Origin of the sequence: Bradyrhizobium sp. LA6.8, assembly GCF_040547935.1 — a bacterium.
Lineage (GTDB): Bacteria > Pseudomonadota > Alphaproteobacteria > Rhizobiales > Xanthobacteraceae > Bradyrhizobium > Bradyrhizobium barranii.
Map to the genome: position 1 here is coordinate 536,610 of NZ_JBEPQQ010000003.1, position 20,962 is coordinate 557,571.

At 65.1% G+C, this 20,962-nt stretch carries 18 protein-coding genes; 10 read left to right on the plus strand and 8 right to left on the minus strand.

What is annotated here, in order from left to right:
* Positions 1-32: 32 nt before the first annotated feature.
* Entirely contained in the window at positions 33-707 is a 675-nt protein-coding gene (locus tag ABIA90_RS16195) for a GntR family transcriptional regulator (protein ID WP_071913528.1), read from the minus strand.
* 102 nt (positions 708-809) lie between these two features.
* Between ABIA90_RS16195 and ABIA90_RS16200 the strand changes: the two genes are divergently transcribed.
* The 5 genes from ABIA90_RS16200 to ABIA90_RS16220 are packed head-to-tail and all read left to right on the plus strand — an operon-like array spanning position 810 to position 6,901.
* A complete protein-coding gene (locus ABIA90_RS16200; protein ID WP_259257366.1) occupies positions 810-1,928 on the plus strand; it encodes an ABC transporter substrate-binding protein in 1,119 nt (372 codons plus the stop codon).
* A complete protein-coding gene (locus tag ABIA90_RS16205; protein ID WP_354118091.1) occupies positions 1,918-3,657 on the plus strand; it encodes an ABC transporter permease in 1,740 nt (579 codons plus the stop codon). The genes ABIA90_RS16200 and ABIA90_RS16205 overlap by 11 nt, the downstream gene beginning before the upstream one ends.
* Complete coding sequence (locus ABIA90_RS16210; RefSeq protein WP_071913524.1) at positions 3,650-4,753, plus strand: ABC transporter ATP-binding protein; 1,104 nt, start codon at positions 3,650-3,652, stop codon at positions 4,751-4,753. Before ABIA90_RS16205 ends, ABIA90_RS16210 begins: the two co-directional genes overlap by 8 nt.
* Positions 4,737-5,999, plus strand: a complete 1,263-nt coding sequence (locus ABIA90_RS16215; protein ID WP_354118090.1) for a CaiB/BaiF CoA transferase family protein — start codon at positions 4,737-4,739, stop codon at positions 5,997-5,999. Before ABIA90_RS16210 ends, ABIA90_RS16215 begins: the two co-directional genes overlap by 17 nt.
* Positions 5,996-6,901 (plus strand): HpcH/HpaI aldolase/citrate lyase family protein, encoded by a 906-nt coding sequence (locus ABIA90_RS16220; RefSeq protein ID WP_071913520.1) that lies wholly within the window; start codon positions 5,996-5,998, stop codon positions 6,899-6,901. The genes ABIA90_RS16215 and ABIA90_RS16220 overlap by 4 nt, the downstream gene beginning before the upstream one ends.
* Positions 6,902-6,975: 74 nt before the next feature.
* Here ABIA90_RS16220 and ABIA90_RS16225 read toward each other — a convergent pair whose 3' ends face one another.
* The 4 genes from ABIA90_RS16225 to ABIA90_RS16240 form a co-directional block, all read right to left on the minus strand.
* On the minus strand, positions 6,976-9,069 hold the full coding sequence (locus tag ABIA90_RS16225; protein ID WP_071917427.1) for a methyl-accepting chemotaxis protein: 2,094 nt from the start codon (positions 9,067-9,069) through the stop codon (positions 6,976-6,978).
* A 138-nt stretch (positions 9,070-9,207) separates the two neighbouring features.
* Positions 9,208-10,419: an MFS transporter gene (locus tag ABIA90_RS16230; protein ID WP_354118089.1), complete on the minus strand. Its 1,212-nt coding sequence runs from the start codon at positions 10,417-10,419 to the stop codon at positions 9,208-9,210.
* Entirely contained in the window at positions 10,419-11,270 is an 852-nt protein-coding gene (gene kdsA / locus ABIA90_RS16235; protein ID WP_063983066.1) for a 3-deoxy-8-phosphooctulonate synthase, read from the minus strand. The genes ABIA90_RS16230 and kdsA overlap by 1 nt, the downstream gene beginning before the upstream one ends.
* A gap of 128 nt (positions 11,271-11,398) precedes the next feature.
* The gene (locus ABIA90_RS16240; RefSeq protein ID WP_063983065.1) at positions 11,399-11,725 is read right to left on the minus strand and encodes an NIPSNAP family protein; all 327 of its coding nucleotides are present in this window, start codon (positions 11,723-11,725) and stop codon (positions 11,399-11,401) included.
* Positions 11,726-11,909: 184 nt separating this feature from the next.
* Between ABIA90_RS16240 and ABIA90_RS16245 the strand changes: the two genes are divergently transcribed.
* The 3 genes from ABIA90_RS16245 to ABIA90_RS16255 all read left to right on the plus strand — a co-directional run bounded on the left by ABIA90_RS16245 (position 11,910) and on the right by ABIA90_RS16255 (position 14,726).
* Complete coding sequence (locus ABIA90_RS16245) at positions 11,910-12,584, plus strand: response regulator transcription factor (protein WP_063983064.1); 675 nt, start codon at positions 11,910-11,912, stop codon at positions 12,582-12,584.
* On the plus strand, positions 12,581-13,957 hold the full coding sequence (locus ABIA90_RS16250; RefSeq protein ID WP_259257364.1) for a sensor histidine kinase: 1,377 nt from the start codon (positions 12,581-12,583) through the stop codon (positions 13,955-13,957). The genes ABIA90_RS16245 and ABIA90_RS16250 overlap by 4 nt, the downstream gene beginning before the upstream one ends.
* Before the next feature lie 109 nt (positions 13,958-14,066).
* Positions 14,067-14,726: a class I SAM-dependent methyltransferase gene (locus tag ABIA90_RS16255; RefSeq protein ID WP_354118088.1), complete on the plus strand. Its 660-nt coding sequence runs from the start codon at positions 14,067-14,069 to the stop codon at positions 14,724-14,726.
* A gap of 4 nt (positions 14,727-14,730) precedes the next feature.
* Here ABIA90_RS16255 and pyrG read toward each other — a convergent pair whose 3' ends face one another.
* The 3 genes from pyrG to tpiA form a co-directional block, all read right to left on the minus strand.
* Entirely contained in the window at positions 14,731-16,362 is a 1,632-nt protein-coding gene (gene pyrG / locus ABIA90_RS16260) for a CTP synthase (protein WP_014494987.1), read from the minus strand.
* Positions 16,363-16,528: 166 nt separating this feature from the next.
* Positions 16,529-16,915: a preprotein translocase subunit SecG gene (secG, locus tag ABIA90_RS16265; RefSeq protein WP_063983061.1), complete on the minus strand. Its 387-nt coding sequence runs from the start codon at positions 16,913-16,915 to the stop codon at positions 16,529-16,531.
* A 140-nt stretch (positions 16,916-17,055) separates the two neighbouring features.
* Positions 17,056-17,811, minus strand: coding sequence for a triose-phosphate isomerase (tpiA, locus tag ABIA90_RS16270; protein ID WP_354118087.1), 756 nt, complete (start codon positions 17,809-17,811; stop codon positions 17,056-17,058).
* 223 nt (positions 17,812-18,034) lie between these two features.
* On the opposite strand from tpiA, the gene ABIA90_RS16275 reads away from it, so the two are divergent.
* On the plus strand, positions 18,035-19,933 hold the full coding sequence (locus ABIA90_RS16275; protein ID WP_354118086.1) for a peptidylprolyl isomerase: 1,899 nt from the start codon (positions 18,035-18,037) through the stop codon (positions 19,931-19,933).
* 14 nt (positions 19,934-19,947) lie between these two features.
* Positions 19,948-20,961 carry an anthranilate phosphoribosyltransferase gene (gene trpD, locus ABIA90_RS16280; RefSeq protein WP_166341966.1) on the plus strand — a complete coding sequence of 338 codons (1,014 nt, stop codon included), beginning with the start codon at positions 19,948-19,950 and terminating at the stop codon, positions 20,959-20,961.
* Position 20,962: the final 1 nt, after the last annotated feature.

Sequence of the window (20,962 nt, forward strand, 5' to 3'; positions counted from 1 at the left end):
CGCCCTCAACAGATTGGCTTCGCCACTCCTAGTCAATCGGAGACTGCTGAGGTCTTCTTGACCGGACCGAGATCGCGCGCCGGATAGTTGGCGCCGGATTCGACGATGTGTCGTCGCACTGCTGCAACGAGCGCGGCGAGATCGCGAGACTCGATCGCATCGACGATCTCGACATGGTGTGCAGCACTTCTCTGCAGCTCGGCGTTCGAGGGCCACAAAGCAATCGGCCCTGGTCTGGCGCGATTTCTGATTTCCACGATGAGGCTGGCGAGCGATTGGTTCGCTGCATGGCGATAGATCTCATCGTGAAAGGCTGCGTTGGTATTTGCCTGATCCGCCTTGCTGCCGCGCGCCACAGCATCTTCGAAGATTTGCTGAGCCTGCTTGATCTTCTTGAGTTCGTCGGGGCCGATATTCGGTAGCGCCTGCCTTGCCGCTTCAACTTCGAGCAGCGTGCGGATCGCCAATATCTCGCGAACGACGTTCAAGTCGGGTTGCGCGACGCGGTATCCGCGATTTTCGACATGCGTCACCATCCCGCTTGCGGCAAGCTGGGTCAGTGCACTCCGGACGTCAAACCGTTTGGCAGCGAAGGCTTCTTCCAGGTCGATCTGGCGCAACCATTCGCCTGGCCGGTAGTCGCCTTGCAGGATGGCGGCACCGATTTCCGCCGCCAACAGCCTCTTCTGCTCCTTCCGTACTTTCATGGCTGCTTCCCTTTTTGGAGCGCTTGACTTGCCAATATTATTGCGCACAAATTGGCGCCAATAAATGTGCATAACAAATCGCGGCGGCCGGAGGAACAGTAGATGTCGGGCATCGATCGTAGAAGCTTAATGGTGATGTCGGTTCTCGGCGCCACGATGGGGCTCCGGGGCACGGCCCAGGCGGCGCCGAACGGGTATCCCGAGACTTATCAGAAGATCATCGACGACGCTCATAACGAGGGCAGCCTTCTCATTTACTCGATTATGTCGCCGGAAAACTGGCGTCCCGTGATCGAGGGCTTCAACAAGCTCTACCCGAAGATCAAGGTCGAGACCCTGGATCTCCCCGCCTCCCGCGAGAGCTTCGAGCGATATCTGGCCGAGCGGAGCACCAACAGCCGCACCTGCGACCTCATCGCGACAGCCGATCCGGGCGGATGGATCGATTTCCAGGAGCGCGGTGAAGTCCTCGACTACGTATCGCCTGAAGCGAAGGCCTGGCCGGATTGGTCAAAGCCGTTTCCCGGCGTCTACACCGTCTCGTCCGACCCCATGGCGCTGATCTGGAACAACACGCTGGTGGCCGACGGCAAGCGTCCCAAGACACTTGCCGAGTTCGTCGAGCTTGCGGTCGCGAACGAGAAGACCTGGCGCAACCGCATCACCAGCTACGGCGTGCATCAAACAACTTTCGGCTACGGCATCAGCTACGCGTTCGTGAAGAAGCACGGCGAAAAGGCCTGGGACTGGTTCGCCCAACTTGCAAAGCTTTCGCCCCGATTCGAGCGTTCCGGCGGCCCAATGACCGAGAAGGTCACCTCCGGCGAATACACCATGGGCTTCTTCGTTTCGGCCATCACCTTCTGGCCGCGCCTGAACGATCCGGCGCGGGCAAAGATCCTCGGCTGGAGCTTCATCGGAGACGGTCAGCCGGTCGTGCTGCGTGGCATCGCGATTCCGAAGGGATCGAAGAACGTCAACGCAGCAAAACTGATGCTCGACTACGTCGTCTCGGAGGACGGTCAGCGCGCATTCGGACGGGGCGGCCTGACGCCGGCACGCCCCGGTGTGAAGCCGGGCGACGGAATCCGCCACACCTACTCGTCGATCGTGGAAGCCGTCGGCGAACAGAACATCTGCTACATCGGCTACGATCGGGACGCGGTGCGGGACTACGACAGCTTCCTCGCGCGCTGGAAAAAGACGTTCAATGTCGCTTGACGCAAGCAGCGCGCTGGGGTCGTCGGCCGCGGACGCTTTGCCGAACCCGCTGCCCGGCCGCGATACCGTCATCCAGTACGGCATGGCGCTGCTGACAATTGTCCTGATCGCAGCGCCTCTCCTGCCCGTTCTCTATCAATCTTTCCTGGATCGTGCGCTCTACGATTCCGGCCAGCAACTGACGCTGGGCAATTTCGGGCGCCTGCTTCGCACCGACGGCTTCGCGCTCGTCATCTGGAACACGTTCGTGTTCGCCACCCTCACCACCGTGATTTCGCAGACGCTGGGCACGTTGGCGGCGGTGCTGTTCGGCCGCACCGACATGCCGTTTGCGCGGTTGTTTGGCGAGCTCTTCCTGTGGCCGATCTATCTCTCGGCGCTGGTACTGTCGTTCGGCTGGTACACGATCTACGGACCGGCCGGCTACCTCACGCTTCTGGTTCAGTCGATCTTCGACGGCGCGCCCTGGAATCTCTACTCGCTGCCGGGCATGGCGATGATCGCGGGCGTCTCGCAAGCACCGGTCGCCTACATCTACTGCATGTCGTCGGCCTCGATCACCGATCCGACTTTGGAGGAAGCCGCGCGCGTGACCGGCGCCGGCACCTTGAGGACCTTGTGGCGGATCACGCTGCCGCTCCTCATGCCGGCGATCGCCTATAGTGCCGTGCTGAACTTCACTGTGGGACTGGAGCTCCTCGCGATTCCGCTGGTGTTCGGAGATCCCGCCGGCATCACTGTGCTGACCACGTTCCTCTACAACAACGGCGTGGCGTCGGCCCGCCCCGATCACGGGCTGGTGGCAACGGCTGCCGTGCTGATGCTTGCCGTCGTCTGCGTGTTGGTGTGGCTACAAGGACGCCTGCTCGGCAATACAAGGCGCTTCGTCACGCTCGGCGGCAAGGCCACGCGACCGCGCCCTTTCCGCCTGAACAACCTGCGCTGGCCGCTTTGCATCGTCTCGGCGATCTACATCACCGCAACTGTCGTGATGCCGATCGGCGCGCTGCTGCTGCGCGCCTTCACGAGCCTGCTGTCGCCGATGGTGCCGATCAGCGAGGTGCTGACGCTCGGCAACTTCGCCAACATACTCGAATACCCGGTCTACCCGCGTTCGATCTGGAACTCGCTGATCGTCAGTTCGGTCGGTGGCGTCGTCGCCACTGCGATGGTCGCCCTGATCGCCATCATCGTGCTGCGGTCCGACTTCCGCTGGCGTGGCGCGCTACACTACGTCGCACTGTTTCCCCGTGCCGTGCCCGGCGTCGTCGCCGGCATCGGTTTCTTCTATGCGTTTGCGCTCGTGCCCGGCTTGGGCGGCCTCCGAAACACGATCTGGATTCTGGTTGCCGCCTTCACGATGCACTTCATTCCTGTGGGGCTCGGTGCGGTTGCTCCGATGTTGTTGCAGATGAGCCCGGATTTCGATCGCGCCGCCCGTACGCAGGGCGCGGACTGGTGGACGACGAGCCGGCGCATCGTTTTGCCTTTGTTGCGGCCGGCACTCGTTGCCTGCTTCATCATCCTCTTCATCACGTTCTTCAAAGAATACACGACAGCGATCTTCCTGTTCGCTCCCGGCAGCGAAGTGATCGGGACCACGCTGCTCCAGGCATGGACGCAGGGCGAGGTCGGTCTGGTGTCCGCGCTGGCGACGATCCAGATCCTGGTCATCGGCGTCTGTGTCACGGCGGCGCGCGCTTTTCTCGGAGTGAAGCTTTATGGCTGAGTTGCTGATCGAGAACCTGCACAAGCGGTACGGACCGGTCAAAGCGATCGACGACGTCAACATCCACGTTGCCGATGGCGAGTTCGTCACGCTGCTGGGGCCGTCAGGGTGCGGCAAGTCAACAACGCTCGGCGCCATTGCCGGACTGGATCAACCGACGAGCGGACGCATCCGCGTCGGCAACAAGACCTATTTCGACGGAGAAAAGGGAATCTTCCTGCCGCCGGAAGCGCGCCATTGCGGGCTCGTGTTCCAGAGCTACGCTTTGTGGCCGCACATGACGGTCTATGACAACGTCGTGTTTCCGCTCAAGCTGCGCAAGGTATCGACCGCCGACTGCAAGCGCCGCGTCGAGGAGAGTCTCGCTCTCGTCGAGATGGAGCGCTTTCAGGTCCGCTATCCGCATCAGCTCTCGGGCGGCCAGCAGCAGCGGGTCGCGCTCGCGCGAACGTTGGTCTACCAGCCCGAAATCCTCCTGCTCGACGAGCCCCTGTCGAATCTCGACGCAAAGCTGCGCGATCGCGCCCGGACCTGGCTTGCCGAACTGCGCACGCGCCTCGGCCTGACGACGATCTACGTGACGCACGACCAGGTCGAAGCGCTGGCACTGTCCGACCGCATCGTGGTCATGAATGGCGGCCGCATCAGCCAGATCGGCTCGCCCCAAGAGATCTACACGCGGCCGGCAGACAGTTTCGTCGCCGACTTCATCGGAACGACCAATTTCCTCAACGGCGACGTGGTCGGGGCGCCCGACGGCGATGGACAGACACTGGTAAGTCTCGCCGATGGTCAGCGCGTTCTGATCAAGTCCGACAAACGTCCATCCCTGGGCGACAAGGTCACGTTTGCCTATCGCCCCGAGCAGATGCGCCTGGCGGCGGCCAACGATCAGGCGATCGGAGGTTCGATCGTCGAAGCCGACGTGGTCAGCCATTCCTATGTTGGCGGCCGATGGCAAATCGGATTGAGCGTCGGCGGAAATCAGATCCGCATCGAAACCCAGGAGGCAACGACTGACCGCCAGTTGCGCCTGTGGCTGCCTGTCACCGGCGGCATCCTGTTTACAGAACGGAACCATGGTAAATCCCACTGACGCCACCTCTCCCGAAAGCGGACTGCATCAGGCCGATTACACCCCCGGTGTCCGCGGCCCGCTGACAGGGCTCCGCGTCATCGACCTCTCGAGGCTGGTCGCAGGCAATCTGCTCACCCAGCATCTCGCCGACTTCGGCGCCGACGTCATCAAGGTCGAGCCGCGCGAAGGCGATACGCTGCGCGGCTGGCGCACCAAGGGCGTCGAGACCAACTGGAAGATCCATTCGCGCAACAAGCGCAGCATCTGCCTGGAATTCCGTCACGACGAAGCGGTGCCGCTGATCCGCAAGATGATTCCCGGCGCCGCGATGCTGGTCGAGAGTTTCCGTCCCGGTACGCTCGAGCAGATGGGGCTCTCGCCCGAGGAACTGCTGCGGCTGGAGCCCAAGCTCGTGATCGTTCGCATATCGGGATGGGGGCAGACCGGCCCCTATCATCGCCGGCCCGGCTTCGGGACATTGGTGGAAGGCTTTTCGGGCTTCGCCGAGATGAACGGCTTCCCCGATCGTGAGCCGGTATTGCCGCCTATGTATCTGGCCGATGCCCTGTCCGGTCTCACCGGAGCGTTCGCTGCGATGGCGGCCCTTCGGGAGGTCGAGATCAACAGCGGAAAGGGACAGGTGATCGACCTGCCGCTGCTCGACCCGATCGTCAACTCGCTCGGGCCTCAGGCGGCAAATTACCGTTTGACCGGCGTGGTCAAACCGCGCAGCGGGAGCCGCTCGAGCGGCTCGGTACCGCGCAATGTCTACCGCACGCTCGATGGCGGCTGGGTTTGCCTGTCGGCATCCACGCAAGGCATGGCGATGCGCGTGCTACGTTCGATCGGCCGCCCGGAGCTCTGCGAGGATCCAAAGTTCAAGACCAACGAGCAGAGGCTCGTCCATGTCGCCGAACTCGACAAGATCATCGGCGATTTCATCGCGACACGAACGGTCGACGACAACGTCGCCTTCTTCGAGGCGGCCGAGGTCACGATCGGTCCGATCAACGACACCGTCCGCTTGATGAACGATCGCCACGTGCAGGCCCGGGGACTGCTGGCCGACTATCCCGACGAGGACATGGGAACGTTCCCGATGCACGCCGTCCCGGTACGCCTGTCCGAGACGCCCGGAAGCATCCGGACGCCTGCGCCACGCCTCGGTCAGCACAGCCGCACCATCCTGGCCGAAGCCGGCCTCAGCCCTGACGACATCGATGCCGCCCTCGCCTCGGGCGTTGTGAAGGAAACCAGCACATGACAGTTGAACGAAAATTCCCGGTCTGGCGCTCTGCGCTGTTCGTACCCGCGAACGTCGAGCGGTTCGTGGTCAAGGCCGTCGAGCGCGGCGCGGACGCGCTGATCATCGATCTCGAGGATAGCGTGCCGCTGGCTGAAAAGGCCACCGCTCGAAAGCTGATCCCGGGCATCGTGAAGCGCTTTCGCGACACCGGAAGTTCGGATGTCATGGTGCGGATCAACCAGCCGCTCGAATTGGCGGTGCCCGATCTGGAAGCGGCTGTCATCGCCGGCGTGGACGCGATCAAGATCACCAAGGTCGAAGGCGCCGAGCATCTGCGCCTGCTCGACGAGATGGTGACCAGACTGGAGATCGAGCGCGGATTGCCCATCGGCAAGATCTGGTTTGTCGGCCTGATCGAGGCGCCCGGTCCTCTCTCGAGGGCTCACGAGATCGCGCGATCGATCCCGCGGCTGGCCGGCATTTCACTGGGTGCGGAAGATTATGCCACCGCCATCGGCGCCAAGCCGACGGAAGAAACCCTGTTGATGCCGAAGCAACAGGTCGTGCAGGCAGCCCGCGCCGCCGGCATCATGCCGCTCGGCACCATCGGCTCAGTCGCCGACTTCTCCGATCTGGAAGGATACACAAGGATCGTCAGGCGCTCTGCGGACTTTGGCTTCGTGGGCTCTGCCTGTATCCATCCGTCGCTGGTGCCGATCCTCAACGAGGGTTTCAGCCCCTCCGCCAAGGAGGTGGCGGACGCCGAGCGCGTCGTTGCGCTCAACAAGCAAGCGGCTGCCGAGGGACGCGCATCCTTCGCCATCGACGGCAAGATGATCGATATCCCGATCGTGCAGCGGGCCGAAGCGCTGCTCGAACGCGCGCAAGCAATCGCCGCCCGCGCGCATCGCCCTCGTTGATTGTGCTACCCCAGCGCGGCGCGAAGCGCCGTCTCTGGGGGCCAAGGACGATTCGATAGAGCGCGCGCCAGCCCTTACGCCACCGCCCTCACCTTGCTGATGAAGCCATCGACCTCCGACGTCAGCGAGGTCGACTGGCTCGACAGGTTGGCGGCGGCTTTCAGCACGCCGGACGCGGCGCGGCCGGTCTCGTTCGCCGCTGACGACACGGTTGCGATGTTGCGGGTGACGGTCGAGGTCGCTTCCGCCGTGTGCTGCACGGTGTTTGCGATCTCGGCGGTGGCCTTGTTCTGCTCCTCGATGGCGGCGGCGATGACGCGGTTGATGCTCGAGACCTCCTCGATGGTCTTGACGATGCCGTCGATCGCCGAGACCGCCTTCTGCGTCGCCCCCTGGATCTCCGTGATCTGAGCGCTGATCTCTTCGGTCGCCTTCGCCGTCTGGGAGGCCAGGTTCTTCACCTCGCTCGCCACCACCGCAAACCCCCTGCCGGACTCGCCGGCTCGGGCTGCCTCGATCGTTGCGTTCAGCGCCAGCAGATTGGTCTGGCCGGCGATCGAGGTGATGAGGCCGATGACCTCGCCGATGCGATCGGCGCCGTCGGCAAGCGCGCGCATGGTGCTGTCGGTTTCCTTGACGGTGACGACCGCCTGCTCGGTGGCGCGCGTCGCCTGCTCGACCTGACGGTTGATCTCGCGGATCGAGGCGTTGAGCTCCTCCGCCGCAGCCGCCACAGTCTGCACGCCGCCGCCGACCTGGTCGGCGAGCGTCGAGGCCGAGCCGGCCTGGGTCTGGGCCTCGGCCGCCGTGCCCGACATCGAGCGCGCGGTCGTCTCCAGCTCGCCCGAGGCGCTCGACAGCGTCTGTACCATCTGGCCGATGCGGCTCTCGAATTGCCGCACGAGGCCGGACAATTCGGATGCACGCTTCTCCTTGTCGGCGCGCTCGGCGGCCTGGTCGCCGGACAGGCGCTCGGCGTTGATCATGGCCTCCTTGAACACCTGGAGCGCCGCGGCCATACGGCCGATCTCGTCATTGCGGCCGAGGCCCGGCACCTCGCCGGCGAAATCATGCGCCGCGAAACGGGTCATGACACCGGTGATCGCGGTCAGCGGCCGGGTGACGCGGTTGCGCATCAGCGTCAGCCCGCCGATGGTCAGCGCCAGCGAGGCCGGCACCAGCAGGCCGAACAGGATCAGGCTGAAGCGGGCGCGCGAGGCGCCGTCTTCGGCCCGCGAGATCATGTTGGCGAGCGCGGTTTGTGTGACGATCACGACGTTGTTGGCGCCGACAAGCTGACGATCGCGGTAGTCGATGCCTGCGACGCCGGCGGGCTCGCCGGCGAGCAGCTTGGTCGCAATGGCATTGCGTTCGTCGCTGAGCGCGCCGGAAATTTCCGGCTCGGCGTTACGGATCGCCTGCAACAGCTCGGGCGAGGCCACATTCGGGCTGAGATCGCGCACGACCACCCAGGACTGCTGGATGCGGCCGCGCAGATCGGCAAAGGTTACGCCATCGGCGGCGGTCCAGGTCTTGTTGGCGAGGATCGAGGAGAACTGGACGAGAATGGTCTGACCTGCGTTGGCGCGGGCCTGCCAGGAGGCCTGCTTGGCGATCAGGAGGCGATCGACCACGGGATCGATCAGCGTCATCGCGTTGTCGACATGGGCGGTGACGTCGCCGATCGCATCCATATAGGCGTCGCTGATTTTGGCCCAGCTCGGTTGCAGGTTCGCGTCGCGCGCCGCCTTCTCCTGCTTCAGCGCAGTGACCGCGCGCGGCCGCAGTTCCTCGAGCTGCGCCCAGATGCCGCGGAGCTTGTCGAGCTTTTCGGCAAGACCGGGCGCCTCAGCGGAGGCGAGGCTCTGCAAGGCCAGCGCGTAATTCTTCTGCACCGTGGTCCGCTGGTCGGCGAGACTGCTCATGACGCTGTCGGGCGCGGGGGCGGCCGACGCCAGATAGCTCAGCGTGTCACCGCGCTCCAGGCGGAAAATCACGAGCGTATTGGTCAGGTCGCGGCTGGCGACCGCGAGCGAGACGATGCGGTTGCTGTCCGAGTAGCGGGTGACCGCGAGCTTCAGCGCATAGGCACAGATGACGACGAGAACGAGACCGAGAGACCCAACCACTGCCCCGAGGATGCGGGCGACTGAACGCTGCTTTTGCATCGACTGATCCATATTGCCGCCAAGACGCGGTCCGCGGGCAATTTACGGAGCGAACGATGAGATTTGATTTAAGATTGAACGGCTTTAGCCACCAATCTCTTCCGGGAAAATACGGAAACCGGTAGTTCGATACTCCCCTCAGACCCGTGCGTCCGAGGGTGCCCTCTGCTTGAGCAGCCGGGCGCAGACGAGACCCAGCACCACCATGATCGCGGCGCTCGCGAGCAGGGTCGGGACCTTGCCACCGTGCTGGAGGCCAAGCCCATAGGCGATCGGGCCAACGGTCTGCCCCATGAAGAAAAAGAACGAATGCAGCGACATCGCCGTCGCCCGCGCCCCGATCGACAGCTCGCTGGCAAACACCTGCAGGCAGCCGTGGATCATGTAGAAGCCCCAGCCCATCGCCAGCATGCTGGCGAATTGCAGCTTCCATCCGGGACCGAAGGCGAGCACGCCGAGCTGCAGTCCGACGAGGCCCGCACCCGCAATCATCATGCCCTTGACGCCGAGCCACGGCAGGAAGCGTGAGACCGTGAAAGTGTAGAACAGTCCGCCGATCGCAAAGCCCGCGATCACGATGCCTGCGATCGACGGCGACTTCTCGCCGAGATCAAACAGCAGCGCGGCGATGAACGGAAACAGGCCGAATACGCAGCAGCCCTCGACGAAGACCGCCGAGTAGCAGTAGCGCGTGTTGGGGTTGGCGAAGATGGTCCGGTAGCCCTGCCGCAAGGCCTTCAGATCGGTCTTCGGCGGCGCCGTCAGCGCGGCACCGCGAAAGCCCGCGGCCACCGCAACGGCCGCGATCAGGCCGAGCGCGCCGAGCATCATGAGCACACCGCGCCAGCCGATGAGTTCACCGATGATGCCGGAGGCGGTCGCGCCGAGCAGATTGCCGGTCATCGAACCCGCAAGCGTGCGGCCGATCGCGACCTGCCGCTTGGCGGGTGCAACGAGGTCGGCGGTCAGGCCGAGAGCGACCGGAAACACGCCACCGGAGGCGATCCCGGCGAGGATGCGGCTCGCGAACAGGCCCGAGAAGGTGGTCGCGACCGCGCCAAGAATGCAGGAGACGCCAAGCAGCGCCAGGCACAGTGTCATCAACCGCGCCTTGCCGAACAGATCGGCAGCCGCGCCGATCACCGGCTGAACCAGCGCGTAGATCAAGGCGTAGCCGGCCGCGATGCTGGCGGCCGTCGTGATACTGATCGAAAAATCCTCAGCGACATGCGGCAGGACGGGATCGAGCGCGCGCGTGGACAACGCCGCCGAGAAGCTCGCGAGCGCGATGATATTGATCGCGGGCGGAAACTTCTGGTCGGACGACGGCCCGGTCGCAGGCGGGGACATCAGCGCGTTGTGCTTTTCGTCACCGCGTCGAATGCCATCAGCGTGCGGATCAGCCCTTCGAACTCGCGCAGCGGCACCATGTTGGGTCCGTCCGAGGGCGCGCGGTCAGGGTCGGGATGGGTCTCGATGAAGACGCCGGCAACGCCGACCGCGACGGCTGCACGGGCCAGCACCGGCACGAACTCACGCTCGCCGCCCGAGGACGTCCCCTTCCCGCCCGGCTGCTGCACCGAATGGGTGGCGTCGAAAATCACGGGCGCGCCGGTGGTGCGCGCCAGGATCGGCAGCGCGCGCATGTCGGAGACCAGCGTGTTGTAGCCGAACGAGGCGCCGCGCTCGGTGACGAGCACGTTGGGATTGTTCGCGGTCGTGATCTTGGTCACGACATTGGCCATGTCCCAGGGCGCGAGGAATTGCCCCTTCTTGACGTTGACGACCTTGCCCGTCGCGGCGGCCGCCAGCAGCAGATCGGTCTGCCGGCACAGGAAGGCCGGGATCTGGAGGATGTCCACGGCTTGCGCCACCTCGGCGCACTGCGCGGCGTCATGCACGTCGGTCAGGACCGGCAAGCCGAGGGAGGCGCGGATCTCGGCGAAGATCGGCAGCGACTGTGCGAGCCCGAGACCGCGTGCCGCCGACGCGCTGGTGCGGTTGGCCTTGTCGAACGAGGTCTTGTAGACGAGCCCGATCTTCAGCCGCGCGGCGATCTCCCTCAGCGCAGAGGCCACCTCCAGCGCATGCTGGCGGCTTTCGAGCTGGCACGGCCCGGCAATGATCGAGATCGGCAGATCGTTGCCGAACCTGACTGTGCCAATGGTGACGACCGGCGCCGCTGAATTCGAAGAGCTCAAGGCCAATGTCCCTCGTTTCGGCGCGACCATAGCCGCCATCAGGGTCGGATCAACCCCATTCGCCCCGGGCCACCCGAATATCAGGGTTGCGCCGGGGTTCCGTGCGAGGCCCTTGCGCCGGCGGCCCCTTACTTCACCGCCGAGAACGCGGTCGGCGTCAGGAGCTGGCTGACAATGTTGCCGACGATCTGGCCGTCCGCTTCGCTCTCGGCACGCGCCTTCATCCAGTCCGGGTCGGTCATGAACTTGCCCCACTTCGCTTCGCGGTCGGCGAGCGAATCCCACGCCAGGAAATAGGTCAGCTCCTGGTTGGATTCGCCGATCAGCGTGGTGAAGAAGCCGGCCTGCTTGATGCCGTGCTTTTCCCAGAGCTTCAGCGTGACCGTCTCGAACCGCTTCAAGAGCGCCGGCAGGCGGCCGGGCACGCAACGGTAGATGCGCATTTCATAGATCATTCTGGTTCCTCCCTGATGACGTCGGCGGTTATAACGGCTGGCCGTGACGGTGTCTTCGGCCCCGCCCGATACCGCCCGCGGCGTCTGGCGCATGGCTTGCCGGCCCCGATCGCACCCGGTTCCCGTAATGCTGCCGCAATGATACTGCCGCTACAACGCTTCGGTTGAGGCTCAGGTGCGGATCATGCGGATTTTGCTCGTCGAGGATGAAGCGGAGATGGCCGGGGCGCTGGCCTCGGCGCTCAAGCGGTACGACATGATCGTCGATCACGTGCCAACGCTTGCCGAGGCCGAAGAGGCCATTTCCGCCGACGTGCACGCCGCCGTGCTGCTCGATCGCCAGCTGCCCGACGGCGACGGTCTTGCCCTGATTCCGAAACTGAGAGCGCGCGCCGACGGTGTGCCGATCATCGTGTTGACGGCACGCGGCGAGCTCGCCGATCGCGTCGCCGGGCTCGACAGCGGGGCGGATGATTATCTGGCAAAACCATTCGCGGTGGAGGAACTGCTGGCGCGCCTGCGCGCGGTGTTGCGCCGGCCCGCCGGGGTTCAGCCCGACATCATTCGCGCCGGCCGCCTCGCCTTCGACTTCGGCCATCGCGAGGCGAGCGTCGACGGGGCTCCGCTCGAACTGCCGCGGCGGGAGCTCCTTGTGCTCGAAGCCCTGGTCCGCCGCATGGGCCGGACCGTGCTGCGATCGGCGCTGGAGGAAGCGGTCTACAGTTTCGACGACGAGATCCAGTCGAACGCACTCGATACGCATGTCTCGCGGCTGCGCCGCAAGCTTGCCGAAGCCGACGCGCACGTGGAGATCCACGGCATCCGCGGCGTCGGCTATCTCCTGAAGAAACTGCCGTGAGCAGGCACGCCGACCCATATTGCCTGCGCTCTCGGCTGAGCTGGCGCCTGCTTTCGCTCCAGGCCGCGCTGTTCGTCGCTTTGGTCGTCGTCATCATCGGCGCGCTGTGCGCTACGGGCTTCGTGCTGGTCCAACGGGACGAAGACCGCGTGATCGACGTCGTGCAGAGCGCGCTCGCGCGCGACGCAGCCGGCGGCCTGACGCTGCGGCCGACGGCTGAGCTGAAAGCGTTGCGCGAGGAGGCCCCCGACCTCTGGTTGCTGGTTCGCGACAGGCAGGGGCATTCGCTCAGTGAAGGCCCCGTGCCGGCTGAATTCGCCGGGATCGGAGGCGCCCTCGACCAGATCAGCCAGGCGCGGCTCGGCTGGCAGCTCTTCGAGGACGACCCACGTAAGCCGGCGGCGCGGTTGAAACGCATCGACACGGCCGCCGGCAACGTGCAGGTCATCACGGCGACGCAGGGGAAGCTCAGCGGCGCCAAGGCGGTGTTCACGACGTCGCTCGTGTTGCTGGGCATCGCGCTCCCCGGCCTGCTGTTGATGGGGACCGCGACGTTCATCGCGACGCCGATGGTCGTGCAGCGCGCTTTCAGAGGATTGGACGCGACCGCAGACCAGGCCCGGCGGATCGATATCCATCAGCGCGGCGCGCGGCTGTCGGTGGAGCAGATTCCGCTCGAGGTGGTGCCGCTCGTGGCCGCGGTCAATGACGCTCTCGCGCGGCTCGATCAGGGTTACGCTCGCCACAAGCGCTTCGTTGCCGACGCCGCGCACGAGCTGCGTACGCCGATCGCGATCCTGAACACGCGGCTGGAATCGCTGCCGTCGGGACCGGACAAGACCCGCCTGATCGAGGATGCGGCGCGGCTCGCGACGCTTGCCGAGCAATTGCTGGATATCCAGCGGCTCGACCGTTGCGGGCATCCATTCGTGCCGGTCGACCTGGTCTCCGTCGCGCAAGGCGTTGCCGCCGACCTCGCACCACTGGCGATTGCGGCTGGCTATGAGCTGTCCTTCGACGCACCGGCGGCGCGGATCGACGTACTCGGCGATGCGGCCGCGCTCGAACGCGCGCTGACCAACCTCGTGCAGAATGCCATCCAGCACGGCCCTCGCCGCGGCACGATCGTCATTCGCGTCAGCCGTCCCGCCAGCATCGAGGTCACCGACGAGGGCGCGGGCATTCCGGCCGATCAGCGCGAGCTGATCTTCGAGCCGTTCTACCGGCTCACGCCGCTCGATCGCGGCGCCGGCCTCGGCCTCAACATGGTGCACGAGATCATGCTCCTCCATGGCGGTCACGTTTCGGTCCTGGACGGACCGAACGGCGGTGCATGCTTCAGGATGACGCTGCCGCCCCTGCAACAGGGCTGATTCAATTCGTCTCTGCGTCTCAAGCGCAATGCTGTCGCAATGCGCTCAGGCGACTCTTCGACCGCCTCACCTCTGATTTGCGAGGCGCAATCGAAATGCCGGAGTGCGCATGCCCAACGATTTCCTCTCATTCTTCCTGTCCTGGATGTCGGCCCCGCGGCGGGTCGGCGCGATCGCGCCTTCGGGCGCTGCCCTAGCCGATCTCATCACCCGCGAGATCACCGCAACGACCGGCCCGATCCTCGAGCTCGGCCCCGGCACCGGCGCTTTCACCTACAAGCTTCTGAAACGCGGCGTGCGCCAGCAGGACCTCACGCTGATCGAATACGGTTCGGACTTCACCAAGCTCCTGCAAATCCGTTTTCCCGGCGCGCGCGTGTTGTGGATGGATGCAGGACGGCTCACGACGGAGCGGCTCTATGACGGCGCGCCCGTCGGCGCCGTGGTCAGCGGCCTGCCGCTGCTCAATATGTCGACGCGCAAGGTCGTCTCCATTATCGGCGGTGCGTTCCGTTACGTCCGCCCGGGAGGCGCGTTCTATCAGTTCACCTACGGGATGAGCTGCCCGGTGCCGCGGCCGGTGCTCGACCGGCTGGGCTTGCGGGCAAAGCTGGTGGATCGCGCCTTGCTGAACGTGCCGCCGGCCGCCGTCTACAAGCTGACGCGACGGCCGCAGATGAAGATCGTCACGGAAACGCTTGCGCCTGATCCCTCAATGCCGGTCGCGGCGCCGATGCACCTCGTGCGCGACTACACTGCCGCGCCCTGAGGCATCACACCAGACGCGACTGCACCATCGCCGCCTGAATGAACGAGGCGAAGAGAGGATGAGGCTCAAAAGGCCGCGACTTCAGCTCGGGATGGAACTGGACGCCGATGAACCAGGGATGATCCTCGTACTCGACGATCTCCGGCAGTACGCCATCGGGCGAGAGGCCGGAGAATTTCAGCCCATGCTGCTCGAGGCGGTCCTTGTAGGCGGTGTTGACCTCGTAGCGGTGGCGGTGGCGCTCGGAAATCTCGGTCGCGCCGCCATAGACCTGCGAGACGCGGCTGCCGCGGTTGAGCGCCGCGGGATAGGCGCCGAGACGCATCGTGCCGCCGAGATCGCCGGCCTTGGACCGCTTCTCGAGCTCGTTGCCGCGCAGCCATTCGGTCATCAGGCCGACCAGCGGCTCCTTGGTCGGGCCGAACTCGGTGGAGTTGGCGTCCTCGATGCCGACGAGGTTTCGCGCGGCTTCGATCACCGCCATTTGCATGCCGAAGCAGATGCCGAAATACGGCACGTCGCGCTCACGCGCGAACTGCGCCGCGCGGATCTTGCCTTCGGCGCCGCGCTGGCCGAAACCGCCCGGCACCAGGATGCCGTTGACGTGTTCGAGGAACGGCGCGGGATCTTCCTTCTCGAAGATCTCGCTCTCGATCCAGTCGAGATTGACCTTCACCTTGTTGGCGATGCCGCCATGCGAGAGCGCCTCGATCAGCGACTTATACGCATCCTTCATGCCGGTATATTTGCCGACGATGGCGATGGTGACGTTGCCTTCGGGATTGCGGACGCGCTCGTTGATCTGCTGCCAGCTTCGCAGCTCCGGAGGAATCCGCGAGCCGATGCCGAAGGCGGCGAGCACTTCGTCGTCGAGGCCCGCGTTATGATAGGCCTCGGGCACGGCGTAGATGTTGTCGACGTCGCGCGCCTCGATCACGGCGCTTTCGCGGACGTTGCAGAACAGCCCCAGCTTGCGCCGCTCTTCCTTCGGGATCTCGCGGTCGGTGCGGCAGAGCAGGATGTCCGGCTGGATGCCGATCGAGCGCAGCTCCTTCACCGAGTGCTGCGTCGGCTTGGTCTTCAGCTCGCCCGCGCTCGGGATGTAAGGCAGCAGCGTCAGATGGATGTAGACGGCATGATCGCGCGGCAGCTCGTTCTTGAGCTGACGAATCGCCTCGAAGAAAGGCAGGCCCTCGATGTCGCCGACGGTGCCGCCGATCTCGACCAGCACGAAGTCGTAATCGTCATTGCCGGAGAGGACGAATTCCTTGATAGCGTTGGTGACATGCGGAACCACCTGGATGGTCGCGCCGAGATAATCGCCGCGCCGCTCCTTGGAGATGATGTCCTGGTAGATGCGCCCGGTGGTGATGTTGTCCTGCTTGGTCGCAGGCCGGCCGGTGAAGCGCTCGTAGTGACCGAGATCGAGATCGGTCTCCGCGCCGTCATCGGTCACGAACACTTCGCCGTGCTGATACGGCGACATCGTTCCGGGATCGAGGTTGAGATAGGGGTCGAGCTTGCGGAGGCGGACCTTGTAGCCCCGGGCTTGCAACAGGGCACCGAGTGCCGCTGAAGCCAGACCTTTGCCGAGCGAAGAGACCACGCCGCCGGTGATGAATATGTACCGCGCCATGGGACTTAACCTCTAATCCCTCGAATTCGATTCGCCAAAGCGATTCGTATTCCGCCCCAAATAATTTGCGGGCCTGTGGGTGAGCCAAAACTAAGAGTGGTGACAGAGCCTTGATGGGGATTTTTGATGCAGGACGGTAGAAGCCGCCCTGCATGGCCCCCCTGCTTTATTGCGAGCGCGGCACCTGCGGGCCGGCTGGCGCCTGGTTCTGCTGCTGTTCGTCGGCCTTCTTCAGCGAATCCAGGATACCGCCCGAGGTCGGCGGCGCGATCGGGGCGCCTCCGGCCGGCTGGGTCTGGGACGCCGGCGCGCCGATGATCGACGAAGGCGCACGGTTGTAGCCGGCATGCCAGGACAGGAACAGGCTGGTGAGGAAGAAGCCCCCAGCCAGGATCGCGGTGGTCCGCGTCAAAAGGTTCGCGGTGCCGCGGCTCGACATGAAGCCTGCGCCTCCGCCCATGCCGAGGCCGCCGCCTTCCGACTTCTGAAGCAGGACGGCGCCGATCATGACGGCGACGATCATGAGGTGAATGACGATGACAACAGTCTGCATAGTGTCCTTCCGTCACAAGCCGACAGCGCCGAGACGGCGGCCGATCGCGCTTCGCGGGTTTTCCTGAAGTTGCGCGGTGTTACACGATCGGAAGAGGCATTGCCACCCCCCGATCGGCCACGGCCGCGCTTTGAGATTAGCTAGGGGCAGCCCTTCGCAATCGCAAGGAAATCGGCCGCCTTCAGGCTGGCGCCGCCGACCAGCGCGCCGTTGACGTTCTTCACGGACATCAGCTCGGCCGCGTTCGACGGCTTGACCGAGCCGCCATAGAGGATGCGCATCCTGGCCCCGTCCGCCCTGAACCGGGAGGTCAGGAGTTCCCGGATAAAGCTATGAATCTGCTCGACATCCTGGGCCGTCGGGGTCAGGCCGGTGCCGATCGCCCAGACCGGCTCATAGGCCACGACCAGGTTGGCGGCGGTCGAGCCGTCCGGCAGCGAGCCGTCGAGTTGGCCGCGCAGGATGTCGAGGGTCTGGCCGGCATCGCGCTGGCCCTGCGTCTCACCGATGCAGACGATCGCGGTGACGCCGGCGCGCCAGGCGGCCTCGGCCTTCTGCCGGATCAGGGCATCGCCCTCGCCGTGGTCGGCGCGACGCTCGGAATGGCCGACGATGATGGCGGTCGCACCGGCATCGGCCAGCATTTCGGCAGCGATATCGCCGGTATGGGCGCCGGAGGCCTTGGGGTGGCAATCCTGCGCCCCGACCGCGACCTTGCTTCCGCGCGCCCCGTCGGCGAAGGCCGCGATCAGGGTCGCCGGCGGGCAGACCAGCAAATCGGCCTTGGCGGCCACCTCTGCCGCGCCTTTGAGCATGGCGTCGAATTCGGCAGCCGAGCCCTTGAGGCCGTTCATTTTCCAATTGCCGGCGATCAGCGGTCGGATGGCGTCGGTCATGTCAATTTCCAGCAAAATGAGGTTTGTGCATCCGCTAGCAGAGCTGTCGCGGCAGTTCCAGAGAGCCCAGGGCTTTTAACCGCAGCGTCGAGGGACCGCGTGGCCTGAGGTTGCGGGGGGAAAGCCACCACTTTATGATGATTGATCAATTTGGTGACGCGCTTTTGCGGAATCTGCATTAAGACGCGCTCCCGTTCCCCTCCTGCCAAACAAGTTGGACCAAATGCTTCGAGGAATGCGCAAGGCCTCATCAAACTGGCTCGGCAAGACCATTATGGCCGTGGTGATGGGCGTGTTGATCATCAGTTTCGGCGTTTGGGGCATCGCCGACATCTTCAAAGGCTTCGGGCAGTCCACGGTGGCCAAGGTCGGCAGCACCGAGATTTCGTTGAACGAGTTCCGGCAGACCTATACCGACCGGCTGCAACAGATCAGCCGCCAGTTCGGCCGGCCGCTGACGCCTGACCAGGCGCGTGCCTTCGGCCTCGACCGCCAGGTGCTCCAGCAGACGATCGCGGAAGCCGCCCTCGACGAAGAAGCCCGCCGGCTCGGGCTCGGCCAGTCCGACGAGCAGATCCGCCAGGTCATCATGAACGACCCCAACTTCAAGGGCGTCGGCGGCAGCTTCGATCCGAACCGCTTCCAGGCCGTGATCCGCAATTTCGGCTATACTGAGCAGCGCTACGTCTCCGAGCAGCGCAAGGTGTCGCTGCGCCGGCAGATCACCGGCACGATCGGCGCCGGCCTCGAACCGCCGAAGGCCATGATCGACGTGCTGACGCGCTTCCAGAACGAGCAGCGCGCGATCGAATTCGTCAGGCTCGACGCCGCGCAGGCCGGCACCATCGACGCTCCCTCGCCCGAAGCCCTCGCCGCCTATTTCGAGGATCACAAGGTCCAGTTCCGCGCGCCCGAATTTCGCAAGATTTCCTTCGTCGTGGTCTCGCCGGAAGAGATCGGCAAATGGAGCGAGGTCTCCGACGAGGACGCCAGGAAAGTGTTCGACCAGCGCAAGGACCGGCTCGGCACGCCGGAGAAGCGCCAGATCCATCAGATCGTATTCCCCAACGCCGCTGAGGCGCAGGCCGCACGCGAGCGCCTCGCCGGTGGGATGTCGTTCGAGGACCTCGGCAAGGAGCGCGGGCTGAGCACCTCCGATGTCGACCTCGGGCTCGTGACCAAATCGTCGCTCGACCCCGCGGTCGGCGATGCCGCCTTCGCGCTTCCCGCAGGCGAGATCAGCCAGCCGATCCAGGGTCGTCTCGGCACGTCCATCGTCAAGGTCGACAAGATCGAGCCGGGCAGTGAAGCGAATTACGCCAGCCTTGCCGGCGACATCAAGCGCGAGATCGCCACCGAGCGCGCCCGCGTCAAGGTCAACGATCTCCGCGACAAGATGGAAGACGAGCGCGGCGGCGGCGCCAGCGTGATCGACGCGGCGCAGAAGCTCGGCCTCACGGCCGTGACCATCGATGCCGTCGACCGCTCCGGCCGTGCCCCGAACGGCCAGCCCGTCACCAGCATCCCGCAGGGCCTCGACGTGGTGTCGCAGGCCTTCAACACCGATGTCGGCGTCGACAACGACGCGATCTCGTTCAAGGGCGGCTATGTCTGGTACGACGTGCTCGCCATCACGCCCTCGCGCGACCGCAATCTCGACGAGGTCCGCGACCAGGTCGAGGCGCGCTGGCGCCAGGACCAGATCGCCGCCAAGCTGAAGACCAAAGCGACCGAGATGGTGCAGAAGCTCGAACAGGGCGGCAAGCTCGCTGACGAGGCCGCCGCGATCAACGCCAAGGTCGAGACCGCCTCCGGCTTCAAGCGCGACGACTCGCCCGCCGGCGTGCCCGCCAACGTCGTTGCGGCCGCCTTCCGCACCGCCAAGGACGGGGTCGGACAGACCGCCGTGAGCGGCGGCAGCGAGGTGATCGTCTTCCGCGTCACCGACATCGTCGAACCCGCGGTCGACGCCGCGTCCGACGCGGTGAAGAAGCTGAAGGACAGCCTCGACCGCGCGTTGACCGACGAGCAGGTCGCCTCCTACGTCAACAAGCTTGAAACCGACATCGGGACCACCATTAATCAGGCCGCCTTCGCGCAGGTGACCGGCGCGAACCAGTGAGTTGAAAGCACGCGATGGACGACCTGAAATCGATCATTGGAAAAGTGGCGACCGGCGCCAGCCTGTCGCGTGACGAAGCGGCTTCCGCCTTCGACGCCATGATGTCCGGCGAGGCCACGCCCTCGCAGATGGGTGGCCTCCTGATGGCGCTGCGGGTGCGCGGCGAGACCGTGGACGAAATCACCGGCGCGGTCTCGGCGATGCGCTCCAAAATGCTCACGGTCGACGCGCCCGCGGACGCCGTCGACATCGTCGGCACCGGTGGTGACGGCTCCGGCTCGGTCAACGTCTCGACCTGCGCGTCCTTCATCGTCTCGGGCACCGGTCTGCCGGTGGCCAAGCACGGCAACCGTGCGCTGTCGTCGCGCTCGGGCGCCGCCGACGTGCTGGCGTCGCTCGGCGTGAAGATCGACCTCAGGCCCGAGCAGGTCGGCCGCTGTGTGCGCGAATGCGGCATCGGCTTCATGTTCGCCCCTGCCCACCATCCGGCGATGAAGAACGTCGGCCCGACCCGGGTCGAGCTTGCGACACGCACGATCTTCAATCTGCTCGGCCCCCTGTCCAACCCGGCCGGCGTCAAGCGCCAGATGGTCGGCGTGTTCTCGCGGCAATGGGTGCAGCCGCTGGCGCAGGTGCTGAAAAACCTCGGCTCGGAATCCGCCTGGGTGGTGCATGGCTCCGACGGCCTCGACGAGATCACCCTCACCGGCCCGACCTTCGTCTCCGCGCTCCACAATGGCGAGATCCGGAATTTCGAGGTGACGCCGGAGGACGCGGGGCTGCCGCGCTGCGATCCCGGTGCGCTCAGGGGCGGCGACGCCGACGCCAATGCGATCGCCTTGCAGAGCGTGCTCGACGGCAAGCCGAGCCCCTACCGCGATGTCGCGCTGATCAACGCCGCCGCAGCGTTGGTCGTGGCCGGCCGCGCCAAGGATCTCAAGGAGGGCGTTGCGATCGGTGCGAAGTCGCTCGACAGCGGCGCCGCGAGCGCGCGGCTGAAGCATCTGATCGCGGTCTCGAACGGCTGAA